The organism is Variovorax sp. P2_H12, assembly GCF_056403395.1.
The window spans coordinates 154,867-178,474 of the sequence record NZ_JBFUFO010000025.1; the positions used below are offsets into that span (position 1 = coordinate 154,867).

A 23,608-nucleotide genomic window follows, 5' to 3' on the forward strand; every position below is an offset into this window, starting at 1 on the left:
GGGCGAGCAACATGGTTTTCAGGGCATCACTTCCAGGGTTGCGGCGTAGCTCAGACGCCGTTCCTTGGCCTGCGGCACCGAGGTCTTCTTGTCCGTGGTGCTGGTGTCGAGCCAGTACATGCCGGCCTCCGGCCAGGTCACGCTGAACTGGCCCTTGGCATCGGTCTTGAGCTTGAGCTCGTCGAGCTTGTCGCGGTAACGCGTGTTGCCCAGCGTGACCGTGACCTCGAGGTCCTTCGCGGGCTGGCCGTCGAGCTGCAGTGTGAAGCTGGTCTTCTCGCCCTTCACCAGATCGGTCGGATTGGCCGTGACCAGTTCGAGGCCCTTGCCGGTCGGACGCAGGGTGCTGGGCTTGCCCACGGTGACGAAAGTCTCGTTGCGGCCGGCCGATTGTGTGATCTCGAGCTCCAGCGCGTCGGCCGGGATCTGGCTCGCGATGTTCTCGGCCGTGCCGCGGGCGCGCTTGGGCTGTCCGGTGGCCTTGTCCTTCCAGCGTGCGAAGACGCCGTCGTTGACCAGTGCCAGGCGATAGGTGCCGGGCTGGGTGAGGTTCAGGTCGAACACGCTGCGCAGCTTGCCCTTGAAGACGTTCTCGGCCTTCAAGGCACTGCCATCGGGCGCGGTGACCGCCAAGGTGTCCAGGCCGAGCGGGACGTGATTGAAGAAGAAAAGGTCGTTCGAGACGGCGGCATCGACCGTGATCCAGTCGGCCTTGGACAGCACGGTGCTCGAGGGCATCAGCCATGCGTTGTGAGCCTGGACGGCCGCGGTGCCGGCGCAAAGGGCGATGCCGAGGGCGAGGGTGCGCAAAGAGAACTTCATGATGGGATTCCGGTGATGTTGGAGGCGAACCGAGCATCAGGGCTTGAGCTCGAGCTTCACTTCGCCGAGCTCGCTGGTGCCCGCGACCTGCGACTGCTCGGTCTTCGCCGGCGGCCACTGGAAGGGGATGCTCACGATTTCGCGACCGCCGACTTCGCGCGCCGCCTCGACGTACAGCTTGTAGGCGCCCGGTGCCAGCTTGGGCAGCGCCACCGAGCCTTCGGACAGGTTGACCTGATGCTTGCCCGCGGGCCGCGTCGCGCTGCTCACGCCGTCGACCGGCATCTGCAGTTCGCGACCGGTGCGCCGCCACCACTGGCGCATGTCCTTCAGCCACTTGGTGCCTTCGCCTTCCGCGTTGCCCTTGTTCTTGACGTCGTACCAGACCGCGAGCGTGCTCGCGACCGATTGGTCGGGCCGCTCGATCCAGGCCGCCACATAGGGGCGGTGGTATTCGGCCACGCTGAGGCGCGGCACCTCGATGTTGACGGTGAGCCCCGCGGCGAAGGCCGGCGCGCCGAACAGGGCGGCGAGCGCGAGGGAATAGCGAACTTGCACGAAGACCTCTTTCCTGGATCAGTGGATGAACAGCAGCGCGAGCAGCACCGGAATGACCAGGCCCATGCCGACCATCGGCCAGGTGAAGGGCCGGTTGCCCGCATGCATCTTGAGAATGAAAAGACCGGTGATCGAGAACACCAGCGTGGCGACCGCGAAGATGTCGATGAACCAGCTCCAGGCGGCGCCGCTGTTGCGGCCCTTGTGCAGGTCATTGAAGTAGGACAGCCAGCCGCGGTCGGTGCGCTCGTACTCGGCCTCGCCGTCGGCCAGGTTGAGCCGCAGCCAGGCATCGCCGCCGGGGCGGGGCAGCGAGAGGTAGATCTCGTCGTCAGACCACTCGGCGTCTCGCCCTGCGGTGTCGACTGCCCATTGCTTGCTGATCCAGCCCTGCAATTCCGCGGGCAGTTCCGCCTTGCCCTTCTGCGCCTTGGCCGCGGGCAGTTGCTTCTGCAGTGCCGCGCGCAAGTCATGGTCGATGGTGCCGGTCCGGCTGCTGACCTTCGGCTTGGCCTCGATGCTGGCCGCGTGGTTGAGCGTGAAGCCGGTGATGCCGAACAGCAGCAGGCCGATCAGGCAGAGCGCCGAGCTGACCCAGTGCCATTCGTGCAAGGTCTTGAGCCAGTAGGCGCGGCGGCGGCGGTCGGTGGTGGCGGCGGTCATCGGAGCCGGCGATTCTAGTCCTACAAATGCGAATGAATGCTATTTGCATAGCGCTGGCCTGTGCCGAGTCCGCTTCATCGAGGTGGCTTCAGCCCTTACCCCCTCTGCTTGTCGCGCTCCTGATTCGATAGCAATGAAGTTTCGTAAAGGCAAAAAAAAGCGGGGCATTGCCCCGCTTGCACGGCGTCGCGCCGGCCTATTCGATCTCGCCCATCTGTGACTGCAGGTAGTTCTGCAGGCCGACCTTGCCGACCAGGTCGATCTGGGTCTCGAGGAAGTCGATGTGCTCCTCGGTGTCGTCCAGGATCTCCTGCAGCAGGTCGCGCGAGACATAGTCGCGCACGCTTTCGCAGTGCGCGATGCCGGCCTTGATCGTGGCTTGCGCGCCGGTCTCGGACTTGAGGTCGCAATCGAGGATCTCGGGCACGTCCTCGCCGATCTGGAGCTTGGCCAGGTCCTGCAGGTTCGGCAGGCCGTCGAGCATGAAGATCCGGTCCATGAGCTTGTCGGCGTGCTTCATCTCGCCGATCGACTCCTCGTATTCCTTCTTGGCCAGCTTGTCCAGGCCCCAGTGCTTGAGCATCCGGTAGTGCAGGAAGTACTGGTTGATCGCGGTCAGCTCGTTCTTGAGCTGCGCCTGCAGATGATCGATGACTTGTGGGTCGCCCTTCATGGTTCTTCCTTGTTCTTAAAGGGTGGATTGTGGGAGCCTGCCGCCGGGCGGCGCAAGTAATCCCATGCGCCGGCGCTCTGCATGCGGGTGAGGGTGATAGGTGTTCGCATTCATAGGGGTGGGCAATGCATTTAATAGTTCATGACTATGAAAAAGTGGAGATTGGTAGTTATACTAATCACTCGCACTTTTCATCAGCCACCAAGGAAATCCAATATGTCCCTGATCAACACCGAAATCGTCCCGTTCAAGGCCACCGCGTATCACAACGGCAAGTTCGTGCCCGTCAGCAACGAGAACTTCAAGGGCAAGTGGTCGGTCGTCGTGTTCTACCCGGCCGACTTCACCTTCGTGTGCCCCACCGAACTGGGCGACCTGGCCGACCACTACGCTGAGTTCCAGAAGCTGGGCGTCGAGGTGTATGGCGTGTCGACCGACACCCACTTCACGCACAAGGCCTGGCACGACACGTCGGACACCATCGGCAAGGTGAAGTACCCGCTGGTCGGCGACCCGAGCCAGCAACTGGCCCGCGCGTTCCAGGTCCTGATCGAAGAAGGCGAAGACGCCGGCCTGGCCTACCGCGGCACCTTCGTGATCGACCCCGAAGGCAAGATCAAGACCATCGAAGTGCACGACAACGGCATCGGCCGTGACGCTGCCGAACTGCTGCGCCGCGTGAAGGCTGCCCAGTACGTCGCGGCTCACCCCGGCGAAGTCTGCCCCGCCAAGTGGACCGAAGGCGCCGAAACGCTGAAGCCTTCGCTCGACCTGGTCGGCAAGATCTAAGCCGCCTCGTTCGCGCCACGGCCCGGGCGCGCTTGCTCCCGGGCTTTTTTGTTTCCATCGCATTTCCAAAGAGAGAGATCACCATGCTCGACGCCGGCACCAAATCGCAACTCAAGAGCTACCTCGACCGCATCACGCAGCCGATCGAGATCGTCGCTTCGCTCGACGACAGCAAGGCGTCGGGCGAGTTGCAATCGCTGCTGAAGGACGTGGCCGAATCGTCGCCGCTGGTCAAAGTCACCGAGAGCCGCGACGACAACCACCGCAAGCCCTCGTTCTCGATCAACCGGCCGAGCGAAAACCATGGCCCGCGCTTCGCGGGTATTCCGATGGGCCACGAATTCACCTCGCTGGTGCTGGCGCTGCTGCAGGTCGGCGGCTATCCGCCCAAGGTCGACGAGGCCGTGCTGCAGCAGATCCGCGCGCTCGACGGCGATTTCGAGTTCGAGATCTACATCTCGCTGACCTGCCACAACTGCCCCGACGTGGTCCAGGCGCTGAATCTGATGGCAATCCAGAACCCGCGCATCAAGACCACGATGATCGATGGCTCGCTGTTCCAGGACGAGGTCAAGGAACGCCAGATCATGGCGGTGCCGACCGTGTTTCTCAATGGCACCGAATTCGGCCAGGGCCGCATGAGCCTCGAGGAGATCCTCGCCAAGATCGACACCAGCGGCGTCGAGCGCGAAGCGAAGAAGATCGCCGGCAAGGAACCGTTCGACGTGCTGATCGTCGGCGGCGGCCCGGCCGGTGCGGCCGCCGCCGTGTACTCGGCGCGCAAGGGCATCCGCACGGGCATCGCTTCGGAGCGCTTCGGCGGCCAGGTGCTGGATACCATGGGCATCGAGAACTTCATCTCGATCCGCGAAACCGAAGGGCCCAAGTTCGCGCTCGCGCTCGAGGAGCATGTGCGCGACTACGACGTCGACATCATGAACCTGCAGCGGGCCGCGGCGCTCGTGCCGAGCGCTCCGGGCAAGGACTTCATCGAGATCAAGCTCGAGAGCGGTGCCTCGCTCAAGAGCCGCTCGGTCGTGATCTCGACCGGCGCGCGCTGGCGCAACATCAACGTGCCCGGCGAGCACGCGTACAAGAACAAGGGCGTGGCCTACTGCCCGCACTGCGACGGCCCGCTGTTCAAGGGCAAGCGCGTGGCGGTGATCGGCGGCGGCAATTCGGGCGTCGAGGCGGCGATCGACCTGGCCGGCATCGTCGGCCACGTGACCTTGGTCGAGTACGACACGCAGTTGCGCGCCGACTCGGTGCTGCAGCGCAAGCTGCGCAGCCTCGCCAACGTCAAGGTGATCACCCACGCGCAGACCACCGAGATCACCGGCGACAGCCAGAAGGTCAATGGCCTGGTCTACAAGGACCGCGCGAGCGGCGAGAGCCACACGGTGCCGCTCGAGGGCGTATTCATCCAGATCGGCCTGGTGCCCAACACCGACTGGCTCAAGGGCACGGTCGAGCTCTCGAAGCACGGCGAGATCGTGGTCGACGCCAAGGGCCAGACCTCGGTGCCCGGCGTGTTCGCGGCCGGCGATGCGACCACGGTGCCGTTCAAGCAGATCATCATCGCGGCCGGCGACGGCGCGAAGGCGGCGCTGAGCGCCTTCGATCACCTGATCCGCAGCTCGGCGCCGGCGGAAGAGGCGGTCGCCGCCTGATGCGTTGAAAGCGCCGCGATCCATCTCGGATGGGTCGCGGTGTCTTCTGCTGGGTTTCCGATCCCTCATTCAGACGGGGGGCAATTGGCAATAATAAGAATCATTCGCATATGATTGTGTGTCGGGCCAAGGCCTGATTTCACCGCCAGCCAGGCTTTCGCGCGCAGCCCTTGCGCGCCGTCCAGCGAGCAGTTCGTCAACTGTTTTCTGGACCCTCAAGTGGCACGCTCACCTGCCTTCGCGCATCGACTTCAAACGCTCCCCTGGCTGATCGCCTGCGGCCTCTCTACCTTCGCCGCGGCCCAGGAGGCCGGCCCCGCCCGAATCGCGGCCCTCGGCGAGATCGTGGTGAGCGGCTCGCGCTCCGAGCAGAACAGGGAAGACGTCCCGGCCACCATCGAGGTGATCGACCGCCAGCAGATCGAGTTCGAGCAGATCCACGACATCCGCGACGCGGTGCGCGACATTCCCAACGTCTCGGTCCGGCGCGCGCCCGCACGCTTCGGCCTGGCGGCCGGGAACACCGGTCGCGACGGGAATGCAGGCTTCAACATCCGCGGCCTCGACGGCAACCGCGTGCTGCTGATGACGGACGGCATCCGCATGCCGCGCAGCTACGTCTTCAGCGCCAACGCCTTCGGCCGCGACTACTTCGACCTCGGCCTGATCGAGCGGATCGAGATCATCAAGGGGCCGGCCTCGGCGCTCTACGGATCCGACGGGCTCGCCGGCCTGGTCAACTTCATCACGCGGCAGCCCGAGACCTTCCTCGCCGACGGCAAGACCTTCGGCGGCAGCGCGAACGTCGGCTACAGCGGCGACGACAACGGCTGGCAGGGTGGGGTCACGCTTGCGGGCAAGGCCAGCGACACGGTGAGCTGGCTGATCTCGGCCAACGGCAGCCGTACGCACGAGCTCGAGAACATGGGCACCAACGACGCCCGCAATTCGGACCGCACCGCGCCCAATCCGGAGCGCACCGACAGCAAGTCGCTGCTGGCCAGAGTGATCGTCACGCCGAACGCCAGCCTGACCCACAACCTCACGTTCGAGTACGTCGACCGGTCGACCGGCTACGACCTGCTGTCGGGCATTTCGAAGCCGCCGTTCGCCTCGACGTCGGTGATCGGCCTCGGCGCGCTGACGCAGTTGCAGCGCGACCGCCTGACCTGGGACGGCCGGCTGCGCGTGGACTCGGTGCTGGCGGACAACCTGCTGGGCTACCTGAGCTACCAGAAGTCGAATTCGCAGGAGCTCGCCTGGGAGAACCGCTACACCGCCGCCGACCGGATGCGCGACGTGACCTATGGCGAGAACACCTGGCAAGCGGGCCTGCAGGCCGACAAGACCTTGCGCATGCCCGGGGACTGGTCGCAGCGCATCACCTACGGCATCGACTACACGAACACGCAGGTCGAGAACCTGCAGACCGGGCTGGTGCCGCCGGTCGGCGAGGTCTATCCGCTCAAGCGGTTCCCCGACACGACCGAGAAGACCGCGGCCTTCTATGTGCAGGACGAGTTCATCCACGACCAGTGGAGCATCACGCCCGGGGTGCGCTTCGACCGCTTCGACATCGATGCGGATCAGACCGGCTTCAACGCCCGCGCGGTGTCGCTGTCCGACTCGGCGGTCTCGCCCAAGCTCGGCGTGCTGTTCCGGGCGACGCCGCAATGGACCGTCTACGGCAACTACGCCTCCGGCTTCAAGGCGCCCAACGCGTTCCAGGTCAACAACTTCTTCGAGAACGTGGTTTCGGGCTACCGGACGATTCCCAATCCGGGCCTGAAGCCGGAGACCAGCCAGAACTTCGAGATCGGCACGCGCGGCCGCGCCGGCATCCTGAATTTCGAGGCCGCGGTCTTCACCGGCACCTACAAGGACATGATCGAAAATGACCGCCAGATCGGCGGCGTGTTCGGGTCGCGCACCCATCCCGCGACCTTCCAGTCGGTCAACATCGGGCGCGCGCGCATCGACGGCTTCGAGTTCAAGGGCGAACTCGACTGGACCACGCAGGGCACGGGCTTCTCGCTGCCCTTCGCCTACGGCCGCACGAACGGCGAGGACCGCACCGCCAACGTGCCGCTCAACTCGGTCGACCCGGAGAAGTTCATGGTCGCCCTCCAGTACCAGGCGCCGACCTGGAGCGTGCGCCTCGATGCGGTTCACTATGCGGCCAAGAAGCGCAGCGATGTCGATCCGGCCGAAGTCACCACCGGCGTCCAGTACCTCACGCCTTCGGCCACCACGCTCGACCTGAACGCCCAGTGGCGCATTCGCCGCGACCTGCGCCTGAACGTCGCGCTGGTCAACCTGACCGACAAGAAGTACTGGATGTGGAGCGATGTCCGCGGCCTCGCGTCGAACTCTCCCATCGTGGACGCCTACACGCAGCCTGGCCGGCACTTCAATGTGTCGCTCGTGGCCGATTTCTGATTCACCTCACCCAAGCAGGAACTCATGACGACCAACGAACTCATCCGCGAACGATTCGCCGCGCTGCGCGCCGAAGGCAAGCGCCACAAGGACGCCGCCGAGGCGCTCGGCATCAGCGAGGGCGAGGCCATCGCCGCCCATGCGGGTGCGCATGACCGGGCGCTGCATGCAACGCCGCTGCGCGGACCGTGGCTCGAGTTGCTGCAAGCGCTGGAACCGTGCGGTCCGGTGCTGGCGCTGACGCGCAACGCCTCGACGGTGCACGAGAAGACGGGCGTCTACCGGAACCTGTCCGGCGGTGCCCGGATGGGCCTCGCGCTCGGCGAGGAGATCGATCTGCGGCTCTTCTTCAGCCACTGGCATGCCGGCTTCCTCGTCAGCGAGGCGGCCGCGAACGCGGGCCAGCCGCCGTCGCTGAGCCTGCAGTTCTTCGATGCCAGCGGCGTGGCCGTGCACAAGATCTTCGCCCGCGATGCGACCGATCGCGATGCCTTCCAGTCGGTCGGCCAGGCGCATGCCGATGCCGCGCAGCTTGCTGCCTTCGGCCCGGGCCAGCCCAAGGCGCCGCCGCGGCCCGACCGCGAGATCGACGGCGCCGGCTTCGCCCAGGCCTGGGGCGGCATGACCGACACGCACCAGTTCTTCGGGCTGCTGAACAAGTTCGAAGTCGAGCGACAGCAGAGCTTCCGCCTGACCGAGGGCCGATTCACGACACGGGCCGCGCGCCTGGCGGTGCGCGAGCTGCTGCACGAGGCCTCCTTCGCGGGCACGCCCATCATGGTCTTCGTGGGCAGCCCGGGCTGCATCCAGATCCACACCGGACCTGTGGTGCGCGTCGAACCCCTGGAGATGCGCGGCATGCAGTGGCTCAACGTGCTGGACCCGGGCTTCAACCTGCACCTGCGCGAAGACCTGATCGAGAGCGTCTGGATCGTCGAGAAGCCGACCAGCGACGGCGTCGTGACCTCGGTCGAGGCCTTCGACCGCGAGGGCGGCCTGATGGCGATGTTCTTCGGTGCGCGCAAGCCCGGTGTTCCGGAGCGCGAGGACTGGCGCGAGCTGGTGCGCAAGCTGCCGAGCGCCGAGGTGAGCGCATGACGAGGGCGACGCGAGAACGGCGCGACACGCTTCGACTTCTCGGCGCTTGTGCGCTGGCCGCCGGCGCGTGGCCCGCCGCTGCGCAGGGCCCGCGCGCGCCGCGCCTGGTGGCCGTCAGCGGCGCCATCACCGAGGTGGTGTTCGCGTTGGGGGCCGAGTCGCAGTTGGTCGGCACCGACACCACCAGTCTTTACCCGGAGGCCGCCCGCCGGACGCCGAAGGTCGGCTACATGCGCCAGCTCTCCGCCGAAGGGCTGCTGTCGCTCAAGCCCGATGCGGTGATCGCCACCACGGAGTCCGGGCCGCCGGTCGTGCTCGATCAGCTGCGTGCGGCCGGCGTCAGGCTGGAACTGGTCGAAGCCGATCACAGTTGGGGCGAGGTGCAGCGCAAGGTGGCTGCCGTGGGCCGCGCGGCGGCGCGCGAGCCGCAGGCGCGCGAACTGGTGACGCGGCTCGATGCCGAATGGTCCGAGGTGCAGCAGCGCGTGGCGGCGGACGCGGCCGGAACGCGCAAGCCGCGCGTGCTGTTCGTGTTGTCCCACAGCGCGAGCCCGCAGGTGTCGGGAGAGAGGACGGCGGCCCATGCGGTGATCGGCTTCGCCGGCGGTGTCAACTGCCTCTCGGGCTTTCAGGGCTACCGGCCGATGACCGCCGAGGCCATGGCCAGCGCGGCTCCGGATGTGATCATGACCACCACCCAGAGCATCGAGGCGCACGGCGGTGCAGAGAAGTTCTGGCAGCGCCCGGAACTCGCGTTGACGCCGGCCTTCAGGAAGCGGGCGCTGGTCACGCAGGATGCCTTGCTGCTGCTGGGGTTCGGTCCGCGCCTGCCTCTCGCCATCAGCGAACTGCACAAGAGCTTTCGCGCGACATGAGCGGGCGGCTGACGATGCGCGCCACCCTGGCGGGTGGCCTCGTGCTGTTGCTGCTGAGCTTCGCCATCGGCGCCGGTTCGGGCGCCTACGCCATCAGTGCCTCGCAATGGCTGGGCGTGTTCGGCTCGATCTGGCAGGGCGGCGCCGATGCGTCGCCCGAGTACCTGGTGTTCGTCAACATCCGGCTGCCGCGCCTGATCCTCGGCGTCGCTGCCGGTGCCGGGCTCGGCATGGCAGGCACCCTGATGCAGGGGCTGTTCCGCAATCCGCTGGCCGACCCGGGCCTGATCGGCATCAGCAGCGGCGCCGCGCTGGCGGCCGGCGTCACGATCGTGCTCGGCGCCTGGCTGATGCCGGTGCTGCCGCGCACGCTTGGCAGCTGGACGCTGGTCAGCATGGCCTTCGGCGGTGGCTTCGTGGTGACGCTGCTGATCTACGGCCTGTCGCGCAGCGAGGGCAGCACGCGCATGGCGCTGATGCTGCTCGCGGGCATCGCGATCAACGCGCTGGCGGGGGCCGGGCTCGGCTTCCTGAGCGTGATGGCGTCGGACGAACAATTGCGCAGCCTGCAGTTCTGGCTGCTGGGCAGCCTGGGCGGCGCGCGCTGGAGCGCGGTGCTGCTGGTCGGCGCGATCGTCGGCGTGGCGCTGTGCATTGGCCTGACGCTGGCCGCGCCCTTGAACGCGATCGCGCTGGGCGAGGCGCAGGCGACGCTGCTGGGCGTGGACGTCGAGCGCGTCAAGCGGCGGGCGATCCTGGTGACCGCTTTCGCGGTCGGCGCGGTCACGGCGACCACCGGCATCATCGGCTTCGTCGGCCTGATCGCGCCGCATTGGATCCGGCTGGTGGCGGGGCCCGACCATCGCGTGGTGCTGCCGGGGTCGGCGCTCCTGGGCGCGGTGCTGGTGCTGACCGCCGACACGGTGGCGCGCACTGCGATGGCGCCGACCGAGCTTCCGCTGGGGGTGCTGACCGCCTTCATCGGCGTGCCGATGTTCCTGCTCATGCTGCGGCACTTCCGGGGACGCATATGACGCTCGGCTGCATCGACGCCGACGTGCGCATCGGCGGCAAGACCGTGCTGTCCGGCGCCAACATCACGCTGCACCCGGGCCGGGTGACGGCCATTCTGGGCCCCAACGGCGCGGGCAAGTCCACCCTGCTGTCGGTGCTGGGCGGCCAGCGCCGGCCGGATCGCGGCCGCGTGCTGCTCGACCGCCTGCCGCTGGCCGAGCACAAGACCGCGGCACTGGCCCTGCGCCGGGCCCTCATGCCCCAGGAGAGCGCGGTGGCCTTCGACTTCACTGCGCAGGACATCGTCGCGCTGGGCCGTTTTCCCCACCGCGGCACGCCGAGCCGGGACGAAGACGGCATCGTCGAAGGCGCGATGGCGCTGACCGATGTGTCGGCGCTCACGCACCGGGTGCTCAACACCTTGTCGGGGGGCGAGAAGGCGCGCGTGCAGATGGCACGCATCGTGGCCGTCCTGCACGACCTCAACCTGGCGCGCCGCTATGCCGACGACGTGGTGGTGCTGGTCGGCGGCGCCGGCGTCCACCAGGGGCCGGCGGCGCAGGTGCTGCAGCCGGCGCTGATCGAGCGCGTGTGGGCCATGCCGTGCCAGCCGGTGAACGCCGCCGACGGGATGGTGCAGTACCTGTTCGGCTAGTGGGGCTCGCCCCCAGGTTGGCTCACTTCGTGTAGCCGCCCACCCCCGACCGGGGGCGCAGTCAGCGGCCCGGCGAAGCCGGTTCCGCGACTGCTCACCAACGGGCGCGCTCCGCGCAGCCGCGGAGATGATCGCAGCGAGCGCCGGATTCCGCGGCCTGCGCAGCCAGGCCCGTTCGTGGAACACCGCGGAACTGGCTTTGCCAGGCCGCTGGTGTTGCCCCCGGTAGGGGGTGGGCGCCCGGACACGAAGTGCCGGGCAACCTGGGGGCGAGCCTAGTACGTCAGGCGTTCCGGCCGCAATTCCTGCAGGATCGTGGTCGCGATCTCCTCGATCGACTTGGTGGTGGTCGACAGCCAGCGGATGCCGGCCCGCCGCATCATCGCCTCGGCCTCGCTGACCTCCTGGCGGCAGTTCTCGAGGCTGGCGTAGCGCGAATTCGGCCGGCGCTCGTTGCGAATCTCGCTCAGGCGCTCGGGCTGGATCGTGAGCCCGAAGATCTTCTTGCGATGCGGCATCAGGGCCGGCGGCAGCTGACGGCGGTCGAAATCCTCGGGGATCAGCGGGTAGTTGGCCGCCTTCAGGCCGTGCTGCATGGCGAGATACAGCGAGGTCGGCGTCTTGCCGCTGCGGCTGACGCCGACCAGGATCACGTCCGCGCCCTCGAGATCGCGGTGGCTCTGGCCGTCGTCGTGCGCCAGGCTGAAATCGATGGCCTGGATGCGGGCGTCGTATTCCTTGCTCTTGCTGACGTCGCTGAAGCGGCCGATGCGATGGTTCGATTTCATCGCGAACTCGATCTCGAGCGGCCGCACGAAAGTTCCGAACATGTCGAGCAGCATGCCCTTGCAGCCGGTTTCGATCACTTCGAGCACTTCCATGTTCGCCAGTGTCGTGAACACGATCGGCCGCACACCCTCGATTTCGGCCGTGTGATTGATCTTCCGCACCGCCTGGTGCGCCTTGTCGGCGGTGTCGGTGAAGGGCAGCCGCACGTGGCGGGGCTTCATCTCGAACTGGGCCAGAACGGCATTGCCGAAGGTCTCGGCGGTGATGCCGGTGCCGTCGGAAACGAAGAAAACAGTGCGCGTTTGCATATTTTGGCGACCTTGTCCTGCGGCACGCCGGACTCGGCCGCGCCTACAATTCGCCCCATTATCGGGAATGCCGGGCGCTTTCCCCTCAGCCTTCCCCTTCGAATTCCAGCATGCACCCCCCGCCGATGCCCAGAGCAAGAAGAACGATCGCGTCGCGGCGCCTGCATGCAGCATCAGTTTCAACTTCTGGAGCTTTCCCATGTCTGCACTGTTCGAAGCGACCGCCCTGGTCGTACCGTTCGAAAACCTGAGAATGACCGACGTCGAGTCGGTCGGTGGCAAGAACGCCAGTCTCGGCGAGATGATTTCCCAGCTGCCGCAGGGCGTGCGGGTCCCCACCGGCTTCGCCACCACGGCCCATGCTTTCCGCCAATTCCTGGCGCACGACGGCCTGGCCGACAAGATCAGCGCCAAGCTCGCGACGCTCGACACCGAGGACGTGCGCGCGCTGGCCACGGTGGGTGGCGAGATCCGTGCGCTGGTCGAGGCCCAACCCTTTCCCGCCGACCTGCAGCAGGCAATCGCCGAGGCTTTCGCGACGCTGTCGGCCGGCAATCCCCAGGCCAGCTTCGCGGTGCGTTCCTCCGCCACCGCGGAAGACCTCCCTGACGCTTCCTTCGCGGGCCAGCAGGAGACCTTCCTCAACGTGGTCGGCATCGAGGACGTGCTGCACAAGATGAAGGAAGTCTTCGCCTCGCTCTACAACGACCGCGCGATCAGCTACCGGGTGCACAAGGGCTTCGCCCATGACGTGGTGGCGCTCTCCGCCGGCGTGCAGCGCATGGTGCGCAGCGACCTCGGCGCGGCCGGCGTGATGTTCACGATCGATACCGAGTCCGGCTTCGAGGACGTGGTCTTCATCACCTCGAGCTACGGCCTGGGCGAAACCGTGGTGCAGGGCGCCGTGAACCCCGACGAGTTCTATGTCCACAAGCCGACGCTGCGCGCCGGCAAGCGGGCCGTGATCCGCCGCAATCTGGGTTCCAAGCTGATCCAGATGGAGTTCGCGAGCGCCGCGGAGAAGGCGGCCAGCGGCAAGCTGGTGAAGACCACCGACGTGCCGGCCGAGCAGCGCAACCGCTATTCGCTGACCGACGCCGACGTCGAGCAACTGGCGAAATACGCGCTGGTCATCGAGGAACACTACGGCCGTCCGATGGACATCGAATGGGGCAAGGACGGCACCGACGGCCAGCTCTACATCCTGCAGGCGCGTCCCGAGACCGTGAAGAGCCAGCAGCAGGGCAAGGCCGAGCAGCGCTACAAGCTGCTGGGCCGCGGCGCCATCCTGGCCGAGGGCCGCGCGATCGGCCAGAAGATCGGCACCGGGCCGGTGCGGCTGGTCCACAACATCAGCGAGATGGACAAGGTCCAGGCCGGCGATGTGCTCGTGACCGACATGACCGACCCGAACTGGGAGCCGGTGATGAAGCGCGCCGCCGCGATCGTCACCAACCGGGGCGGGCGCACCTGCCACGCGGCGATCATCGCGCGCGAACTCGGCATCCCGGCGGTGGTCGGCTGCGGCGACGCCACCGACCTGCTCAAGGACGGCACGCTGGTGACCGTGAGCTGCGCCGAGGGCGACACCGGCTTCATCTACGACGGCCTGCTCGAAACCGAAGTGACCGAGGTCCAGCGCGGCGAGATGCCCGGCATCGACCTCAAGATCATGATGAACGTGGGCAATCCGCAGCTGGCCTTCGACTTCGCCCAGCTGCCGAACCACGGCGTCGGCCTGGCGCGGCTCGAGTTCATCATCAACAACAACATCGGTGTCCACCCGAAGGCGATCCTCGACTACCCGAATGTCGATGCCGACCTCAAGAAGGCGGTCGAATCGGTGGCGCGCGGCCATGCGTCGCCGCGGGCCTTCTACGTCGACAAGGTGGCCGAGGGCATCGCCACCATCGGCGCCGCCTTCTGGCCCAAGCCGGTGATCGTGCGCCTCTCGGACTTCAAGTCCAACGAGTACCGCAAGCTGATCGGCGGCAGCCGCTACGAGCCCGAGGAAGAGAACCCGATGCTGGGCTTCCGCGGCGCGGCGCGCTACCTCAGCGGCGAGTTCAGCGAGGCCTTCGCAATGGAGTGCGAGGCGCTCAAGCGCGTGCGCAACGAGATGGGCCTGACCAACGTGCAGATCATGGTGCCCTTCGTGCGCACCCTGGGCCAGGCCGAGCGCGTGACCACGCTGCTGGGCGAGCACGGCCTCAAGCGCGGCGAGAACGAACTCAAGCTGATCATGATGTGCGAGGTGCCGAGCAACGCGATCCTGCCCGAGGAGTTCCTGAAATTCTTCGACGGCTTCTCGATCGGCTCGAACGACCTGACCCAGCTCACGCTGGGCCTGGACCGCGACTCCGGCCTGGAACTGCTGGCCGCCGACTTCGACGAGCGCGACCCGGCCGTCAAGGCGCTGCTGGCGAAGGTCATCAAGGCCTGCAAGGACCAGGGCAAGTACGTCGGGATCTGCGGCCAGGGCCCCAGCGACCATCCGGATTTCGCGCTCTGGCTCGCCGAGCAGGGGATCGAGTCGATCTCGCTCAACCCCGACAGCGTGATCGAGACCTGGAAGCAGCTCGCCAAGCGCTGAGCGGCTGCGAGGGGCGGTGGTGGCAGATTTGTCACCGCCGCGCAACGACCTGGTCACGGTCTTCGTGTAATCCTCGCGTCAGCTGGCTGTATTTGCAACCAGATGCTTCTTTGGTGTCAAACTCGCCGGATCCCGGGGCGCGGTTGTGCTGAAGTCGCACCAGGACCATTTGCCGGCCCTGCCATACGCCCTGACCTTGACGTCGAGGAACCCCATGATTCTTGTCAAGACCGAAGCCGGGCAGCGTGTTCTCAAGGACCGGTCCATTGCGCTGACGCCACGCCAGCGCACCGCGTTCATCCTTTTCGATGGCAAGCGAAGCGTCGGCGAGGTGCTCGAGTCCGGAATGGGCGTGAGCCGCGAGGAGATCGACCAGATGGTCGGGCAGGGGCTGCTGGCGCGGGTCGGGGAGGGTGCGGCCGCGGTTGTGGCCGTCCCCGAGGCGCTTCCGGTTGCCGCCGCGCCCAAGCCTGCAGCGGATGTACCGGAGGCCGCGCGCTCGGACCAGCAACGCTACAAGGACGCCTATCCGATCGCCACCCAACTGACCGGCAGCCTGGGCTTGCGCGGCTTCAGGCTCAACCTGGCGGTCGAAGGCACCTCGAACTGCGAGCAACTGCTGGAGCTGTTTCCCAAGATCCAGGCCGCGGTGGGGCCCGAGAAGGCCTCGGCGCTCGAACGGGCGCTGCGCGGCTGACCCGCACGGCCCCCCTCAAGGGGCCTCAGGCCACCCGGGAACGGCCCGGCGCCGGCCTGAGTGCTATAATTTACGGCTTTGCCTTGCCACACCACGTCTGACGCCGCGGGTGGCTCAACCCCTTTCCTGCCAACCGCGGGAAAAATCCACAAGGAGTGCCAATGCGTCACTATGAAATCATTTTGCTGATCCATCCGGATCAGAGCGAGCAGGTTCCGGCCATGCTGGAACGCTACAAGGGCCTGATCACGGCCGGCGGCGGCAAGGTCCACCGCGTTGAAGACTGGGGCCGCCGTCAGCTGGCCTACCAGATCAACAAGCTCAACAAGGCGCACTACCTGTGCGTGAACATCGAAGCCGAGCAGACCGTCATGGCCGAACTCGAGCACGCGTTCAAGTTCAACGACGCCGTTCTGCGCCACCTCACCGTGGTCAAGAAGAAGGCCGACACCGGTCCTTCGTCGATGATGAAGACGGTCGAGCGCGAAGAGGCCCGCAAGGCCCAGCAGGCCGAATACGCCGCCAACAACAACTGATGAGGTGAGCGCTGCCGCGGTCAATCAGCTGGTGCTGACTGCCTGCGTCGCCGAACTCGGAGCCTTGCGTTACACGCCTGCCGGATTGCCCGCCATCGACCTGCGACTCGAACACGAGTCGACAGTGACCGAAGCGGCCCAGCCCCGACAGGTCAAGGCGGCCATCAAGGCCGTCGCGTTCGGCGCAGTGGCCGAGCGGCTCGCAAGGCAGGAGCTGGGCAGTCTCTGGCAATTCCAGGGCTTCCTCGCCACACCGGGTACGGCCAAGCATCCCGTGCTTCACATTCAAGAATTCAACTAATTTTCTAGAGGTCCAAAAATGGCCACGTTCAAGAAATTCAACAAGGACAAGCGTCCGAAGCGCAACACCCAGTCGCTGCTGTTCAAGCGCAAGCGCTTCTGCCGCTTCACCGTCGCCGGCGTCGAAGAGATCGACTACAAGGACATCGACACCCTGCGCGACTTCATCAGCGAAAACGGCAAGATCATCCCCGCACGCCTGACCGGCACGCGCGCGATCTACCAGCGCCAGCTCAACACCGCGATCAAGCGTGCCCGCTTCCTCGCGATGGTGCCGTACAGCGACCAACACCGCGTCTAAGGAGCCAGATACCATGCAAGTCATTCTTCTGGACAAGGTCGTCAACCTCGGCGTGCTCGGCGAAATCGTCAAGGTCAAGGACGGTTACGCTCGCAACTTCCTGATCCCGTCGGGCCGTGCCCGCCGTGCCACCGAAGCCAACAAGGCCGAATTCGAAGCCAAGCGCGTCGAACTCGAAAAAGCTGCTGCCGCCAAGCTGGCCGAATCGCAAGCCCAGGGCGAGAAGCTCGCCGGCACCACCGTCAAGCTGACCCAGAAGGCCGGCGTCGACGGCCGCCTGTTCGGCTCGGTGACCAACAGCGACATCGCCGAAGAGCTCAACAAGCAGGGCTACAAGGTGGCGAAGTCGCAGGTGCGCATGCCCAACGGCCCGATCAAGGTCGCTGGCGACAGCACCGTCAGCGTCGCGCTGCACACCGACGTGGTGGTCGACATCACCGTCGCGGTCTACGGCGAAACCGCCTGATCGCCCGACGCGCTTCGCGCGCGTGGAAGAGCCGCCTTCGGGCGGCTTTTCTTTTTCCGGGCGGATGGGTTGTCCCAGACGCTGCACCGGAAGATCACCGCTTATTCACAGCCTTGTCCACGTGACGCCGCGCCCGCCGCCGCTTAGCATGCATGGTTGCAAGGAACTTCATGTCCGCAGTTTTTTCCTACGCCGATAACGACCCGTCGTCCGACCGCCAGATCGCGCAATTGCGCATCCCACCGCATTCGATCGAGGCCGAATCGAGCGTGCTGGGCGGGCTCCTGCTCGACAACAGTGCCTGGGACCGCATGGCCGACGTGGTGGTCGACGGCGATTTCTACCGCCACGAGCACAAGCTGATCTACGCGGCCATCGGCACGCTGATCAATGCCAGCAAGCCGGCCGACGTGATCACGGTCTACGAGCAGCTGCAGAACCTCGGCAAGGCCGACGAGATCGGCGGGCTCGGCTACCTCAACTCGCTCGCCCAGTACGTGCCGAGCGCCAGCAACATCCGCCGCTACGCGGAAATCGTGCGCGAGCGTTCGATCCTGCGCAAGCTCGTGAGCGCCAGCGACGAGATCGCGACCAACGCCTTCAACACCCAAGGCAAGGCGGTCGACAAGATCCTCGACGAGGCCGAACAGAAGATCTTCAACATCGGTGAGGAAGGCACGCGCATGAAGCAGGGCTTCCAGGGCATGGACTCCCTGGTCGTCGAACTGCTGGACCGCGTGACCGAGATGGCCGAGAACCCGAACGACATCACGGGCGTGCGCACCGGCTTCTACGAGTTCGACAAGATGACCTCCGGCCTGCAGCCGGGCGACATGATCGTGCTGGCCGCGCGCCCTTCGATGGGGAAGACCTCGCTGGCGATCAACATCGCAGAGCACGTGGCGCTCAACGAAGGCCTGCCGGTGGCGGTGTTCTCGATGGAAATGGGGGCCTCGCAGCTGGCGGTGCGTATCGTCGGCTCGATCGGCCGCATCGACCAGGGCCACCTGCGCACCGGCAAGCTGACCGACGAGGAATGGCCGCGCCTGACCGAGGCGATCGAGAAACTGCGCAACGTCTCCCTGCACATCGACGAGACGCCCGGCTTGACCACCAGCGAGCTGCGCGCCAATGCGCGGCGCCTGGCGCGCCAGTACGGCAAGCTCGGCCTGATCGTGGTCGACTACCTGCAGCTCATGAGCGTGTCGACCAGCATGAACGACGAGAACCGCGCCACCGCGGTGGGTGAAATCTCGCGCGGCCTGAAGATGCTGGCCAAGGAACTCAAGTGCCCCGTGATCGCGCTCTCGCAACTGAGCCGCGGCGTCGAGAGCCGGACCGACAAGCGTCCGATGATGAGCGACCTGCGCGAATCCGGCGCGATCGAGCAGGATGCCGACATCATCATGTTCATCTATCGCGACGACTACTACGACAAGAACAGCAAGGAACCCGGCGTCGCCGAAGTGATCATCAGCAAGCACCGGAACGGCCCGACGGGCACCGTCAAGCTGGCGTTCCTGAAGCCGCTGACCAAGTTCGAGAACCTCGCCGGCGGCAACGACTTCTAGGCCGGCGCCGGGCCGCCAGCGCGGCGAAGTCCGCGCTTCGCACAGACGGGCGGCCTGCTGCTTCCCCCTCGGGGGGCGGCGACCACACGAAGTGAAAGAGCGTGGGGGCCATCTAGGCGGTCCCGCCGGAATCGGCCTTGAGCTGGCGCAGCATGTCGGCCAGGGTCTTGCCGGACTCGTCCCTGAAACGCTCCGGCAGCACTTCGATGGCGTCGATGCGGTCGAGCCGGAAGCCGCGGAAGTCGTTGCGCAGTTCACACCAGGCCGAGAAGGTCCAGACCTTGCCCCAGTAGAAACAGCCCAGCGGGCGCACCGTGCGCTGGGTGGGGGCGCCCGCGACGTCGCGGTAGTCCATGCGCAGCTTGTGGCGCGACTGCACGGCCTCGCGCAGCGTCTGCAGCCGCGACCGCGTGCCGGCGTCGAGCACGTAGGCGGGGGCGTAGAGCGCCAGGCTTTCGGCCGATACCCGGGCCGCCGGCGGCAGCACCGACAGGATCTTGCCGAGCGCCGATTCGATGTCGCGCGCCATCGCGGCGTCGACCCAGCTTTGCGCCAGGCGTGCCGATGCCACCAGTGCCGCGGCCTCGTCCTGCGTGAACATCAGCGGCGGCAGGTCGAAGCCCGCGCCCAGGCGATAGCCGACGCCCGCTTCGCCCTCGACCGGCACGCCCTGGCGCTGCAGGTCGGCGACGTCGCGGTACACCGTGCGCTCGGAGACCTCGAGACGGCGCGCAAGGAAGGCGGCGGTGGTGAGCCGCCGCCCACGAATGATCTGGACGATCTGGAACAAGCGGTCGGCACGGCGCATGGATCGGGATCAGCTTCCCAGGAGTCTGGTTTCGAAGTCGAGGAGCGCGAGCTTTTTCAGTCCGTCAGGACTCCGATGTGAATGGCGACCTGGTCGGGCCCGCTGTAGGCCTCGAAGTCGCTCTGGTAGCGGCGCCGGATTTCCGGGTGAGCGTCGAAATAGTGCCAGATCGCCTGCCAGACCGCGAGCACCATCTGCGGCATTTCGCCTTGCCCGGTGAACACCAGGTAGTCGCCGCCCTCGATCCGCACCGTCGCAGGGCCATCGGCCACCGCGACGCCGGTCGTGATGTCGAAGGCTCCGTGCGCGTCGGTCTCGTAGGCCGAGTAGACGCCGTAGAGCCGCATGTCGTCGATGCGGTGAGGCGTCGTCTCGTAGACGCGCTCGCCGAAGAAGCGGTTCCAGAGCGTGCCGATGCGCGCGGCCTCGGGGTCGCTCTCGTCGCGGTTCGTGGTGCGTGCGGTGAGTCCGGCGACCTTGAAGGGATCGAGGCGCTGAAGTTGGGGCTGCATGGTTCTCTCCATCATGGCATTCAGAGGTTGAGCCCTTTGCGGTCGGCCTTCATGGCCGCCGCGATCAGGCGGAAATCGTGGTCGTTGACTTCGAACATGCCGAAGCGGAACTTGCTGCCCCAGCGCTTCGGGTCTTCGACGAAATCGAACTGTTCGATCAGCGGCAGGATGGGCGCTTCGCTGGCGGCGGCGTAGTGCACGTCTCGTCGCCATGGCACGAAGCCGTTGCCCATGTCGGCCTCGTAGGGCTCGTCGCCGTGCACGACGCCGATCGACACGAAGTTCTGCAGCCTGTCGGCGCCGCCCAGTACCGTGGTCGGCGAATAGTAGGCGACATGGTCGCCGGCCTTGATGCGCTTGAGCGGTGCAAGCTTGCCGTGGCCGACCTGCATGAAGCCGCCTTCGGCATTGTCGCGTCCGCGGCGCGCATGCTCCGCGCTGGCGACGGCGATCAAGTTCCTGTGGGTCATGGCTGTCACCGATTTCAGGCCAGCGCGTGCAGGCCCACTTCGTTGCCTTCGGTGTCGCGCAGAACGGCAAAGAAGCCCATGCCCTCCGGCAGCGCGGTCTTCGGCGTCACGATCCCACCGCCTGCCGCGGCGACGCGCGACAGGGCGGCGTCGATGCTCGGCATGCAGTCGAGATAGATCCGCACGCCGCTGCCCGCCGCTGCGGCGCGCGGGCCGCCGGCCATCAGGCATCCGCCGGTGGCCGGCTCCTGATAGGGAAAGATCGCCATCGGGTCGCCGCCCATGGCCTCGCGTTTCAGCGTGCGGCCGAGCACCTTCTCGTAGAAGGCTTGCGCGCGGTCGAGGTTCGCAACGGGAATCTCGAACCAGTTGATGGTGGTGGCAGTCATGGTGCTCTCCTGTGTCAGTGATTGAAGCCTCCATGCTGCGCGGAGCCTCCTGACAACGTATTGTCAGGAGCCTTCAGCAGACCAAAAAAAAGGCCCGCGCGCAGCGCAGGCCCATTCGTAAAACGCCGGGCAACCTGGGGGCGAGCTACAAAACTTCGCTGGCGAAGTCGGCGAGGCGTGAGCGCTCCCCGCGCGCCAGCGTGATGTGCCCGCTGTGCGGCCAGCCCTTGAACTTGTCGACCGCAAAGGTGAGTCCCGACGAGCCTTCGGTGAGGTAGGGCGTGTCGATCTGCGCCAGGTTGCCCATGCAGATGATCTTGGTGCCCGGGCCCGCGCGCGTCACCAGCGTCTTCATCTGCTTGGGCGTCAGGTTCTGCGCCTCGTCGATGATCACGTACTTGTTCAGGAAGGTGCGCCCGCGCATGAAGTTCATGCTCTTGATCTTGATGCGGCTGCGGATCAGCTCGTTGGTGGCCGCGCGGCCCCATTCGCCGGCACCGCCGCCGTCACCCTTGGCCAGGAACTCGAGGTTGTCGTCGAGCGCGCCCATCCAGGGGCCCATCTTCTCCTCCTCGGTGCCGGGCAGGAAGCCGATGTCTTCGCCCACGCTCACGGTCGCGCGGGTCATGATGATCTCGGTGTAGCGGCGGTCGTCGAGCACCTGCGTCAGGCCCGAGGCCAGCGCCATCAGCGTCTTGCCGGTGCCGGCGGTGCCGGTCAGCGTGACGAAGTCGACCTCCGGGTCCATCAGCAGGTTCATCGCGAAGTTCTGCTCGCGATTGCGTGTATTGACGCCCCAGACCGCGTTCTTGGCCGAGCCGTAGTCCTTCAGCGTCTTGAGCACCGCGGTCTTGTCGCGGATCTCGGTCACGCGCGCATACATGCTGGGCTCGCCGGGAGCCTCGAAGTAGACGAACTGGTTGATGAAGAGGTTGGGCACGATCGGGCCGCTGATCCGGTAGAAGGTGCTGCTGCCGCTTTGCCAGCTCTCGATCGTCTTGCTCTGGCGGGTCCAGAAATCGGCCGGCAGCGCGAGCGAGCCGGCGTAGAGCAGGTCGCCGTCCTCCAGCGTCTTGTCGTTCTGGTAGTCGTCGGTCGCGAGGCCGAGCGCGCGTGCCTTGACGCGCATGTTGATGTCCTTCGACACCAACACCACCTCCTGCTTCGGACGGCCGGGCGCCTCCTGGGCGTAGAGCTCGCGCAGTGCCTGCACGACGCCGAGGATCTGGTTGTCGGCCTTGCCCTGCGGCAGGCTGGTTGGCAGCGTGTAGTCGAGCGGGGCGGTCTGGAAGAACAGCTTGCCGCCGGCCTCGCGGTGGCCGGTGGTGTCGAGCTTCAGCCCCTTGCCGATGTCGGCACCCTGGGCGCCGGCCAGCGCGTCGAGCGTGCGACTGGTCTGGCGGCCGTTGCGCGCGACCTCGGTGGTGCCTTTCTTGTGGCCGTCGAGCTCTTCCAGCACGATCATCGGCAGGAAGATGTCGTGCTCCTCGAATCGGAACAGGCACATCGGATCGTGCAGCAGCACATTGGTGTCGAGCACGAAGAGCTTGGCCGGGCCGTTGGATTTGCTGCGCTTGGGACGCGCCGGCGCTTGGGGCGCAGGGGCAGGGACGGCCTTGGCGCGCGTCTCGACCTGTACGGCGGGCTCCGGCACCGGGCGGGCCGGCGCCTTCGCCTTGGCGGGCAGCGGTGGCGGCTCGACAGGGCCGCCGGCCTCCGCGACGTGGCGATCGAACAATTCGAGCGGCTGGGGCCCGCTCGAGCCGCTTTGTTCAGTCCTGCGGTCGGACGAGCGGCGACCGTTGCGTCCCTGCGAGGAACGGGCGGGCGCGTCGTGCGCGTCCGGCGACAGCAGGGCGGCGCGTTTCGTGGGGGCGGGAGGCAGAGGCATGGGGGGTGTCGCTCGCAAAAGGAAGGGTGCCAGAAAGCGAAAAAGCCGCCTGAAGACCAGGGCGGCTTTGTTCGGTGGATGCGGTCGTGGAGCTCAACGGCATGAAGCCATTATGCACATCGCACGTGACGCAACCGGTGATCGTTGCGCTTCGCCAACGCGAGTGCGCAAAACCACACGAATTCAGGCTTCAGGCAGCTTTCTTGAGCGCCTTGACCGCCTTCAGGACGTCGTCGACGTGGCCCGGGACCTTCAGGCCCCGCCATTCGGCCTTCAGCACGCCGTCGGCGCCGATCAGGAAGGTGCTGCGCTCGATGCCCTTGACCTTCTTGCCGTACATGATCTTGTTCTTGACCACACCGAACATGTGGCACATCTTTTCTTCGGTGTCCGCGATCAGCTCGAAGGGGAGTTCGAGCTTGGCCTTGAATTCGTCGTGCGACTTCATGTTGTCGCGCGACACACCGAATACCGTGGCGCCGGCCTTTTCGAAGTCCTTGTAGCGGTCACGGAACTGCATTGCTTCAGTGGTGCAGCCAGGGGTATTGTCTTTGGGGTAGAAATACATGACCAGCACGTGGCCGAGGTGCGAGGTGTTCGAGACCTTCAGGCCGCCTGTCGCATTGGCGTCGAATTCGGGGATGGGTTTGTTGACAACGATCGCCATGAATCTTGTTTTCTCCGTTTGATTCCATGCCCGACCCGGTCGAAGCCCGTCGAG

Annotated in this window: 25 protein-coding genes; 14 read left to right on the plus strand and 11 right to left on the minus strand. The window is 66.2% G+C overall.

Annotated elements, in window-relative coordinates; genetic code table 11:
* Positions 1–18 precede the first annotated feature (18 nt).
* From AC1DYK_RS19825 to bfr, 4 genes are all read right to left on the minus strand, one after another.
* The gene (locus AC1DYK_RS19825; protein ID WP_478167858.1) at positions 19–822 is read right to left on the minus strand and encodes a DUF4198 domain-containing protein; all 804 of its coding nucleotides are present in this window, start codon (positions 820–822) and stop codon (positions 19–21) included.
* A gap of 36 nt (positions 823–858) precedes the next feature.
* On the minus strand, positions 859–1,380 hold the full coding sequence (locus AC1DYK_RS19830; RefSeq protein WP_478167859.1) for a DUF2271 domain-containing protein: 522 nt from the start codon (positions 1,378–1,380) through the stop codon (positions 859–861).
* 18 nt (positions 1,381–1,398) lie between these two features.
* Positions 1,399–2,043, minus strand: coding sequence for a PepSY-associated TM helix domain-containing protein (locus AC1DYK_RS19835; protein ID WP_478167860.1), 645 nt, complete (start codon positions 2,041–2,043; stop codon positions 1,399–1,401).
* Positions 2,044–2,239: 196 nt separating this feature from the next.
* The gene (bfr, locus tag AC1DYK_RS19840; RefSeq protein WP_478167861.1) at positions 2,240–2,716 is read right to left on the minus strand and encodes a bacterioferritin; all 477 of its coding nucleotides are present in this window, start codon (positions 2,714–2,716) and stop codon (positions 2,240–2,242) included.
* Positions 2,717–2,932: 216 nt separating this feature from the next.
* Between bfr and ahpC the strand changes: the two genes are divergently transcribed.
* The 7 genes from ahpC (at position 2,933) to AC1DYK_RS19875 (ending at position 11,256) form a co-directional block, all read left to right on the plus strand.
* A complete protein-coding gene (gene ahpC / locus AC1DYK_RS19845; RefSeq protein ID WP_478167862.1) occupies positions 2,933–3,505 on the plus strand; it encodes an alkyl hydroperoxide reductase subunit C in 573 nt (190 codons plus the stop codon).
* A gap of 83 nt (positions 3,506–3,588) precedes the next feature.
* The gene (gene ahpF, locus AC1DYK_RS19850) at positions 3,589–5,175 is read left to right on the plus strand and encodes an alkyl hydroperoxide reductase subunit F (RefSeq protein ID WP_478167863.1); all 1,587 of its coding nucleotides are present in this window, start codon (positions 3,589–3,591) and stop codon (positions 5,173–5,175) included.
* A gap of 219 nt (positions 5,176–5,394) precedes the next feature.
* Complete coding sequence (locus AC1DYK_RS19855) at positions 5,395–7,614, plus strand: TonB-dependent hemoglobin/transferrin/lactoferrin family receptor (protein WP_478167864.1); 2,220 nt, start codon at positions 5,395–5,397, stop codon at positions 7,612–7,614.
* Positions 7,615–7,638: 24 nt separating this feature from the next.
* Positions 7,639–8,712: a hemin-degrading factor gene (locus tag AC1DYK_RS19860; protein ID WP_478167865.1), complete on the plus strand. Its 1,074-nt coding sequence runs from the start codon at positions 7,639–7,641 to the stop codon at positions 8,710–8,712.
* A complete protein-coding gene (locus AC1DYK_RS19865) occupies positions 8,709–9,587 on the plus strand; it encodes a heme/hemin ABC transporter substrate-binding protein (RefSeq protein ID WP_478167866.1) in 879 nt (292 codons plus the stop codon). The genes AC1DYK_RS19860 and AC1DYK_RS19865 overlap by 4 nt, the downstream gene beginning before the upstream one ends.
* A complete protein-coding gene (locus AC1DYK_RS19870; protein WP_478167867.1) occupies positions 9,584–10,621 on the plus strand; it encodes a FecCD family ABC transporter permease in 1,038 nt (345 codons plus the stop codon). The genes AC1DYK_RS19865 and AC1DYK_RS19870 overlap by 4 nt, the downstream gene beginning before the upstream one ends.
* Positions 10,618–11,256 carry an ATP-binding cassette domain-containing protein gene (locus tag AC1DYK_RS19875; protein ID WP_478167868.1) on the plus strand — a complete coding sequence of 213 codons (639 nt, stop codon included), beginning with the start codon at positions 10,618–10,620 and terminating at the stop codon, positions 11,254–11,256. The genes AC1DYK_RS19870 and AC1DYK_RS19875 overlap by 4 nt, the downstream gene beginning before the upstream one ends.
* Before the next feature lie 275 nt (positions 11,257–11,531).
* On the opposite strand, the gene ppsR is transcribed toward AC1DYK_RS19875, so the two are convergent.
* Positions 11,532–12,353 (minus strand): posphoenolpyruvate synthetase regulatory kinase/phosphorylase PpsR, encoded by an 822-nt coding sequence (ppsR, locus tag AC1DYK_RS19880; protein ID WP_478088216.1) that lies wholly within the window; start codon positions 12,351–12,353, stop codon positions 11,532–11,534.
* 199 nt (positions 12,354–12,552) lie between these two features.
* Between ppsR and ppsA the strand changes: the two genes are divergently transcribed.
* The 7 genes from ppsA to dnaB all read left to right on the plus strand — a co-directional run bounded on the left by ppsA (position 12,553) and on the right by dnaB (position 18,817).
* Positions 12,553–14,946 (plus strand): phosphoenolpyruvate synthase, encoded by a 2,394-nt coding sequence (gene ppsA / locus AC1DYK_RS19885; protein WP_478167869.1) that lies wholly within the window; start codon positions 12,553–12,555, stop codon positions 14,944–14,946.
* Positions 14,947–15,160: 214 nt separating this feature from the next.
* A complete protein-coding gene (locus tag AC1DYK_RS19890) occupies positions 15,161–15,643 on the plus strand; it encodes a hypothetical protein (protein WP_478167870.1) in 483 nt (160 codons plus the stop codon).
* Between the two features lie 161 nt (positions 15,644–15,804).
* Positions 15,805–16,179, plus strand: a complete 375-nt coding sequence (gene rpsF / locus AC1DYK_RS19895) for a 30S ribosomal protein S6 (protein WP_286610166.1) — start codon at positions 15,805–15,807, stop codon at positions 16,177–16,179.
* A gap of 4 nt (positions 16,180–16,183) precedes the next feature.
* The gene (gene priB, locus AC1DYK_RS19900; RefSeq protein WP_478167871.1) at positions 16,184–16,480 is read left to right on the plus strand and encodes a primosomal replication protein N; all 297 of its coding nucleotides are present in this window, start codon (positions 16,184–16,186) and stop codon (positions 16,478–16,480) included.
* Positions 16,481–16,498: 18 nt separating this feature from the next.
* A complete protein-coding gene (rpsR, locus tag AC1DYK_RS19905; protein ID WP_007830781.1) occupies positions 16,499–16,780 on the plus strand; it encodes a 30S ribosomal protein S18 in 282 nt (93 codons plus the stop codon).
* A 13-nt stretch (positions 16,781–16,793) separates the two neighbouring features.
* A complete protein-coding gene (gene rplI / locus AC1DYK_RS19910) occupies positions 16,794–17,246 on the plus strand; it encodes a 50S ribosomal protein L9 (protein WP_478090842.1) in 453 nt (150 codons plus the stop codon).
* Positions 17,247–17,416: 170 nt separating this feature from the next.
* The gene (gene dnaB / locus AC1DYK_RS19915) at positions 17,417–18,817 is read left to right on the plus strand and encodes a replicative DNA helicase (RefSeq protein WP_478167872.1); all 1,401 of its coding nucleotides are present in this window, start codon (positions 17,417–17,419) and stop codon (positions 18,815–18,817) included.
* Between the two features lie 112 nt (positions 18,818–18,929).
* On the opposite strand, the gene AC1DYK_RS19920 is transcribed toward dnaB, so the two are convergent.
* From AC1DYK_RS19920 to AC1DYK_RS19945, 6 genes are all read right to left on the minus strand, one after another.
* Positions 18,930–19,625, minus strand: a complete 696-nt coding sequence (locus AC1DYK_RS19920) for a helix-turn-helix transcriptional regulator (protein WP_478167873.1) — start codon at positions 19,623–19,625, stop codon at positions 18,930–18,932.
* A 56-nt stretch (positions 19,626–19,681) separates the two neighbouring features.
* Positions 19,682–20,137, minus strand: coding sequence for a GyrI-like domain-containing protein (locus AC1DYK_RS19925; RefSeq protein WP_478167874.1), 456 nt, complete (start codon positions 20,135–20,137; stop codon positions 19,682–19,684).
* A 20-nt stretch (positions 20,138–20,157) separates the two neighbouring features.
* Entirely contained in the window at positions 20,158–20,607 is a 450-nt protein-coding gene (locus tag AC1DYK_RS19930; protein ID WP_478167875.1) for an EVE domain-containing protein, read from the minus strand.
* 14 nt (positions 20,608–20,621) lie between these two features.
* Positions 20,622–20,996 carry a VOC family protein gene (locus AC1DYK_RS19935; RefSeq protein WP_478090847.1) on the minus strand — a complete coding sequence of 125 codons (375 nt, stop codon included), beginning with the start codon at positions 20,994–20,996 and terminating at the stop codon, positions 20,622–20,624.
* 145 nt (positions 20,997–21,141) lie between these two features.
* Positions 21,142–22,887 carry a PhoH family protein gene (locus AC1DYK_RS19940; RefSeq protein WP_478167876.1) on the minus strand — a complete coding sequence of 582 codons (1,746 nt, stop codon included), beginning with the start codon at positions 22,885–22,887 and terminating at the stop codon, positions 21,142–21,144.
* A gap of 190 nt (positions 22,888–23,077) precedes the next feature.
* A complete protein-coding gene (locus AC1DYK_RS19945) occupies positions 23,078–23,554 on the minus strand; it encodes a peroxiredoxin (protein ID WP_021006537.1) in 477 nt (158 codons plus the stop codon).
* Positions 23,555–23,608 lie beyond the last annotated feature (54 nt).

Bases quoted from the DNA above. Each gene is read 5' to 3' on its own strand.
- ahpC (WP_478167862.1), top strand. From the start codon at position 2,933: ATGTCCCTGATCAACACCGAAATCGTCCCGTTCAAGGCCACCGCGTAT.
- ahpF (WP_478167863.1), top strand. From the start codon at position 3,589: ATGCTCGACGCCGGCACCAAATCGCAACTCAAGAGCTACCTCGACCGC.
- AC1DYK_RS19930 (WP_478167875.1), bottom strand. From the start codon at position 20,607: ATGACCCACAGGAACTTGATCGCCGTCGCCAGCGCGGAGCATGCGCGC.
- rpsF (WP_286610166.1), top strand. From the start codon at position 15,805: ATGCGTCACTATGAAATCATTTTGCTGATCCATCCGGATCAGAGCGAG.
- bfr (WP_478167861.1), bottom strand. From the start codon at position 2,716: ATGAAGGGCGACCCACAAGTCATCGATCATCTGCAGGCGCAGCTCAAG.
- AC1DYK_RS19825 (WP_478167858.1), bottom strand. From the start codon at position 822: ATGAAGTTCTCTTTGCGCACCCTCGCCCTCGGCATCGCCCTTTGCGCC.
- AC1DYK_RS19925 (WP_478167874.1), bottom strand. From the start codon at position 20,137: ATGCAGCCCCAACTTCAGCGCCTCGATCCCTTCAAGGTCGCCGGACTC.
- AC1DYK_RS19890 (WP_478167870.1), top strand. From the start codon at position 15,161: ATGATTCTTGTCAAGACCGAAGCCGGGCAGCGTGTTCTCAAGGACCGG.
- AC1DYK_RS19835 (WP_478167860.1), bottom strand. From the start codon at position 2,043: ATGACCGCCGCCACCACCGACCGCCGCCGCCGCGCCTACTGGCTCAAG.
- ppsR (WP_478088216.1), bottom strand. From the start codon at position 12,353: ATGCAAACGCGCACTGTTTTCTTCGTTTCCGACGGCACCGGCATCACC.
- ppsA (WP_478167869.1), top strand. From the start codon at position 12,553: ATGTCTGCACTGTTCGAAGCGACCGCCCTGGTCGTACCGTTCGAAAAC.
- AC1DYK_RS19935 (WP_478090847.1), bottom strand. From the start codon at position 20,996: ATGACTGCCACCACCATCAACTGGTTCGAGATTCCCGTTGCGAACCTC.
- AC1DYK_RS19870 (WP_478167867.1), top strand. From the start codon at position 9,584: ATGAGCGGGCGGCTGACGATGCGCGCCACCCTGGCGGGTGGCCTCGTG.
- AC1DYK_RS19865 (WP_478167866.1), top strand. From the start codon at position 8,709: ATGACGAGGGCGACGCGAGAACGGCGCGACACGCTTCGACTTCTCGGC.
- AC1DYK_RS19860 (WP_478167865.1), top strand. From the start codon at position 7,639: ATGACGACCAACGAACTCATCCGCGAACGATTCGCCGCGCTGCGCGCC.
- rpsR (WP_007830781.1), top strand. From the start codon at position 16,499: ATGGCCACGTTCAAGAAATTCAACAAGGACAAGCGTCCGAAGCGCAAC.
- AC1DYK_RS19945 (WP_021006537.1), bottom strand. From the start codon at position 23,554: ATGGCGATCGTTGTCAACAAACCCATCCCCGAATTCGACGCCAATGCG.
- dnaB (WP_478167872.1), top strand. From the start codon at position 17,417: ATGTCCGCAGTTTTTTCCTACGCCGATAACGACCCGTCGTCCGACCGC.
- AC1DYK_RS19920 (WP_478167873.1), bottom strand. From the start codon at position 19,625: ATGCGCCGTGCCGACCGCTTGTTCCAGATCGTCCAGATCATTCGTGGG.
- rplI (WP_478090842.1), top strand. From the start codon at position 16,794: ATGCAAGTCATTCTTCTGGACAAGGTCGTCAACCTCGGCGTGCTCGGC.
- AC1DYK_RS19940 (WP_478167876.1), bottom strand. From the start codon at position 22,887: ATGCCTCTGCCTCCCGCCCCCACGAAACGCGCCGCCCTGCTGTCGCCG.
- AC1DYK_RS19875 (WP_478167868.1), top strand. From the start codon at position 10,618: ATGACGCTCGGCTGCATCGACGCCGACGTGCGCATCGGCGGCAAGACC.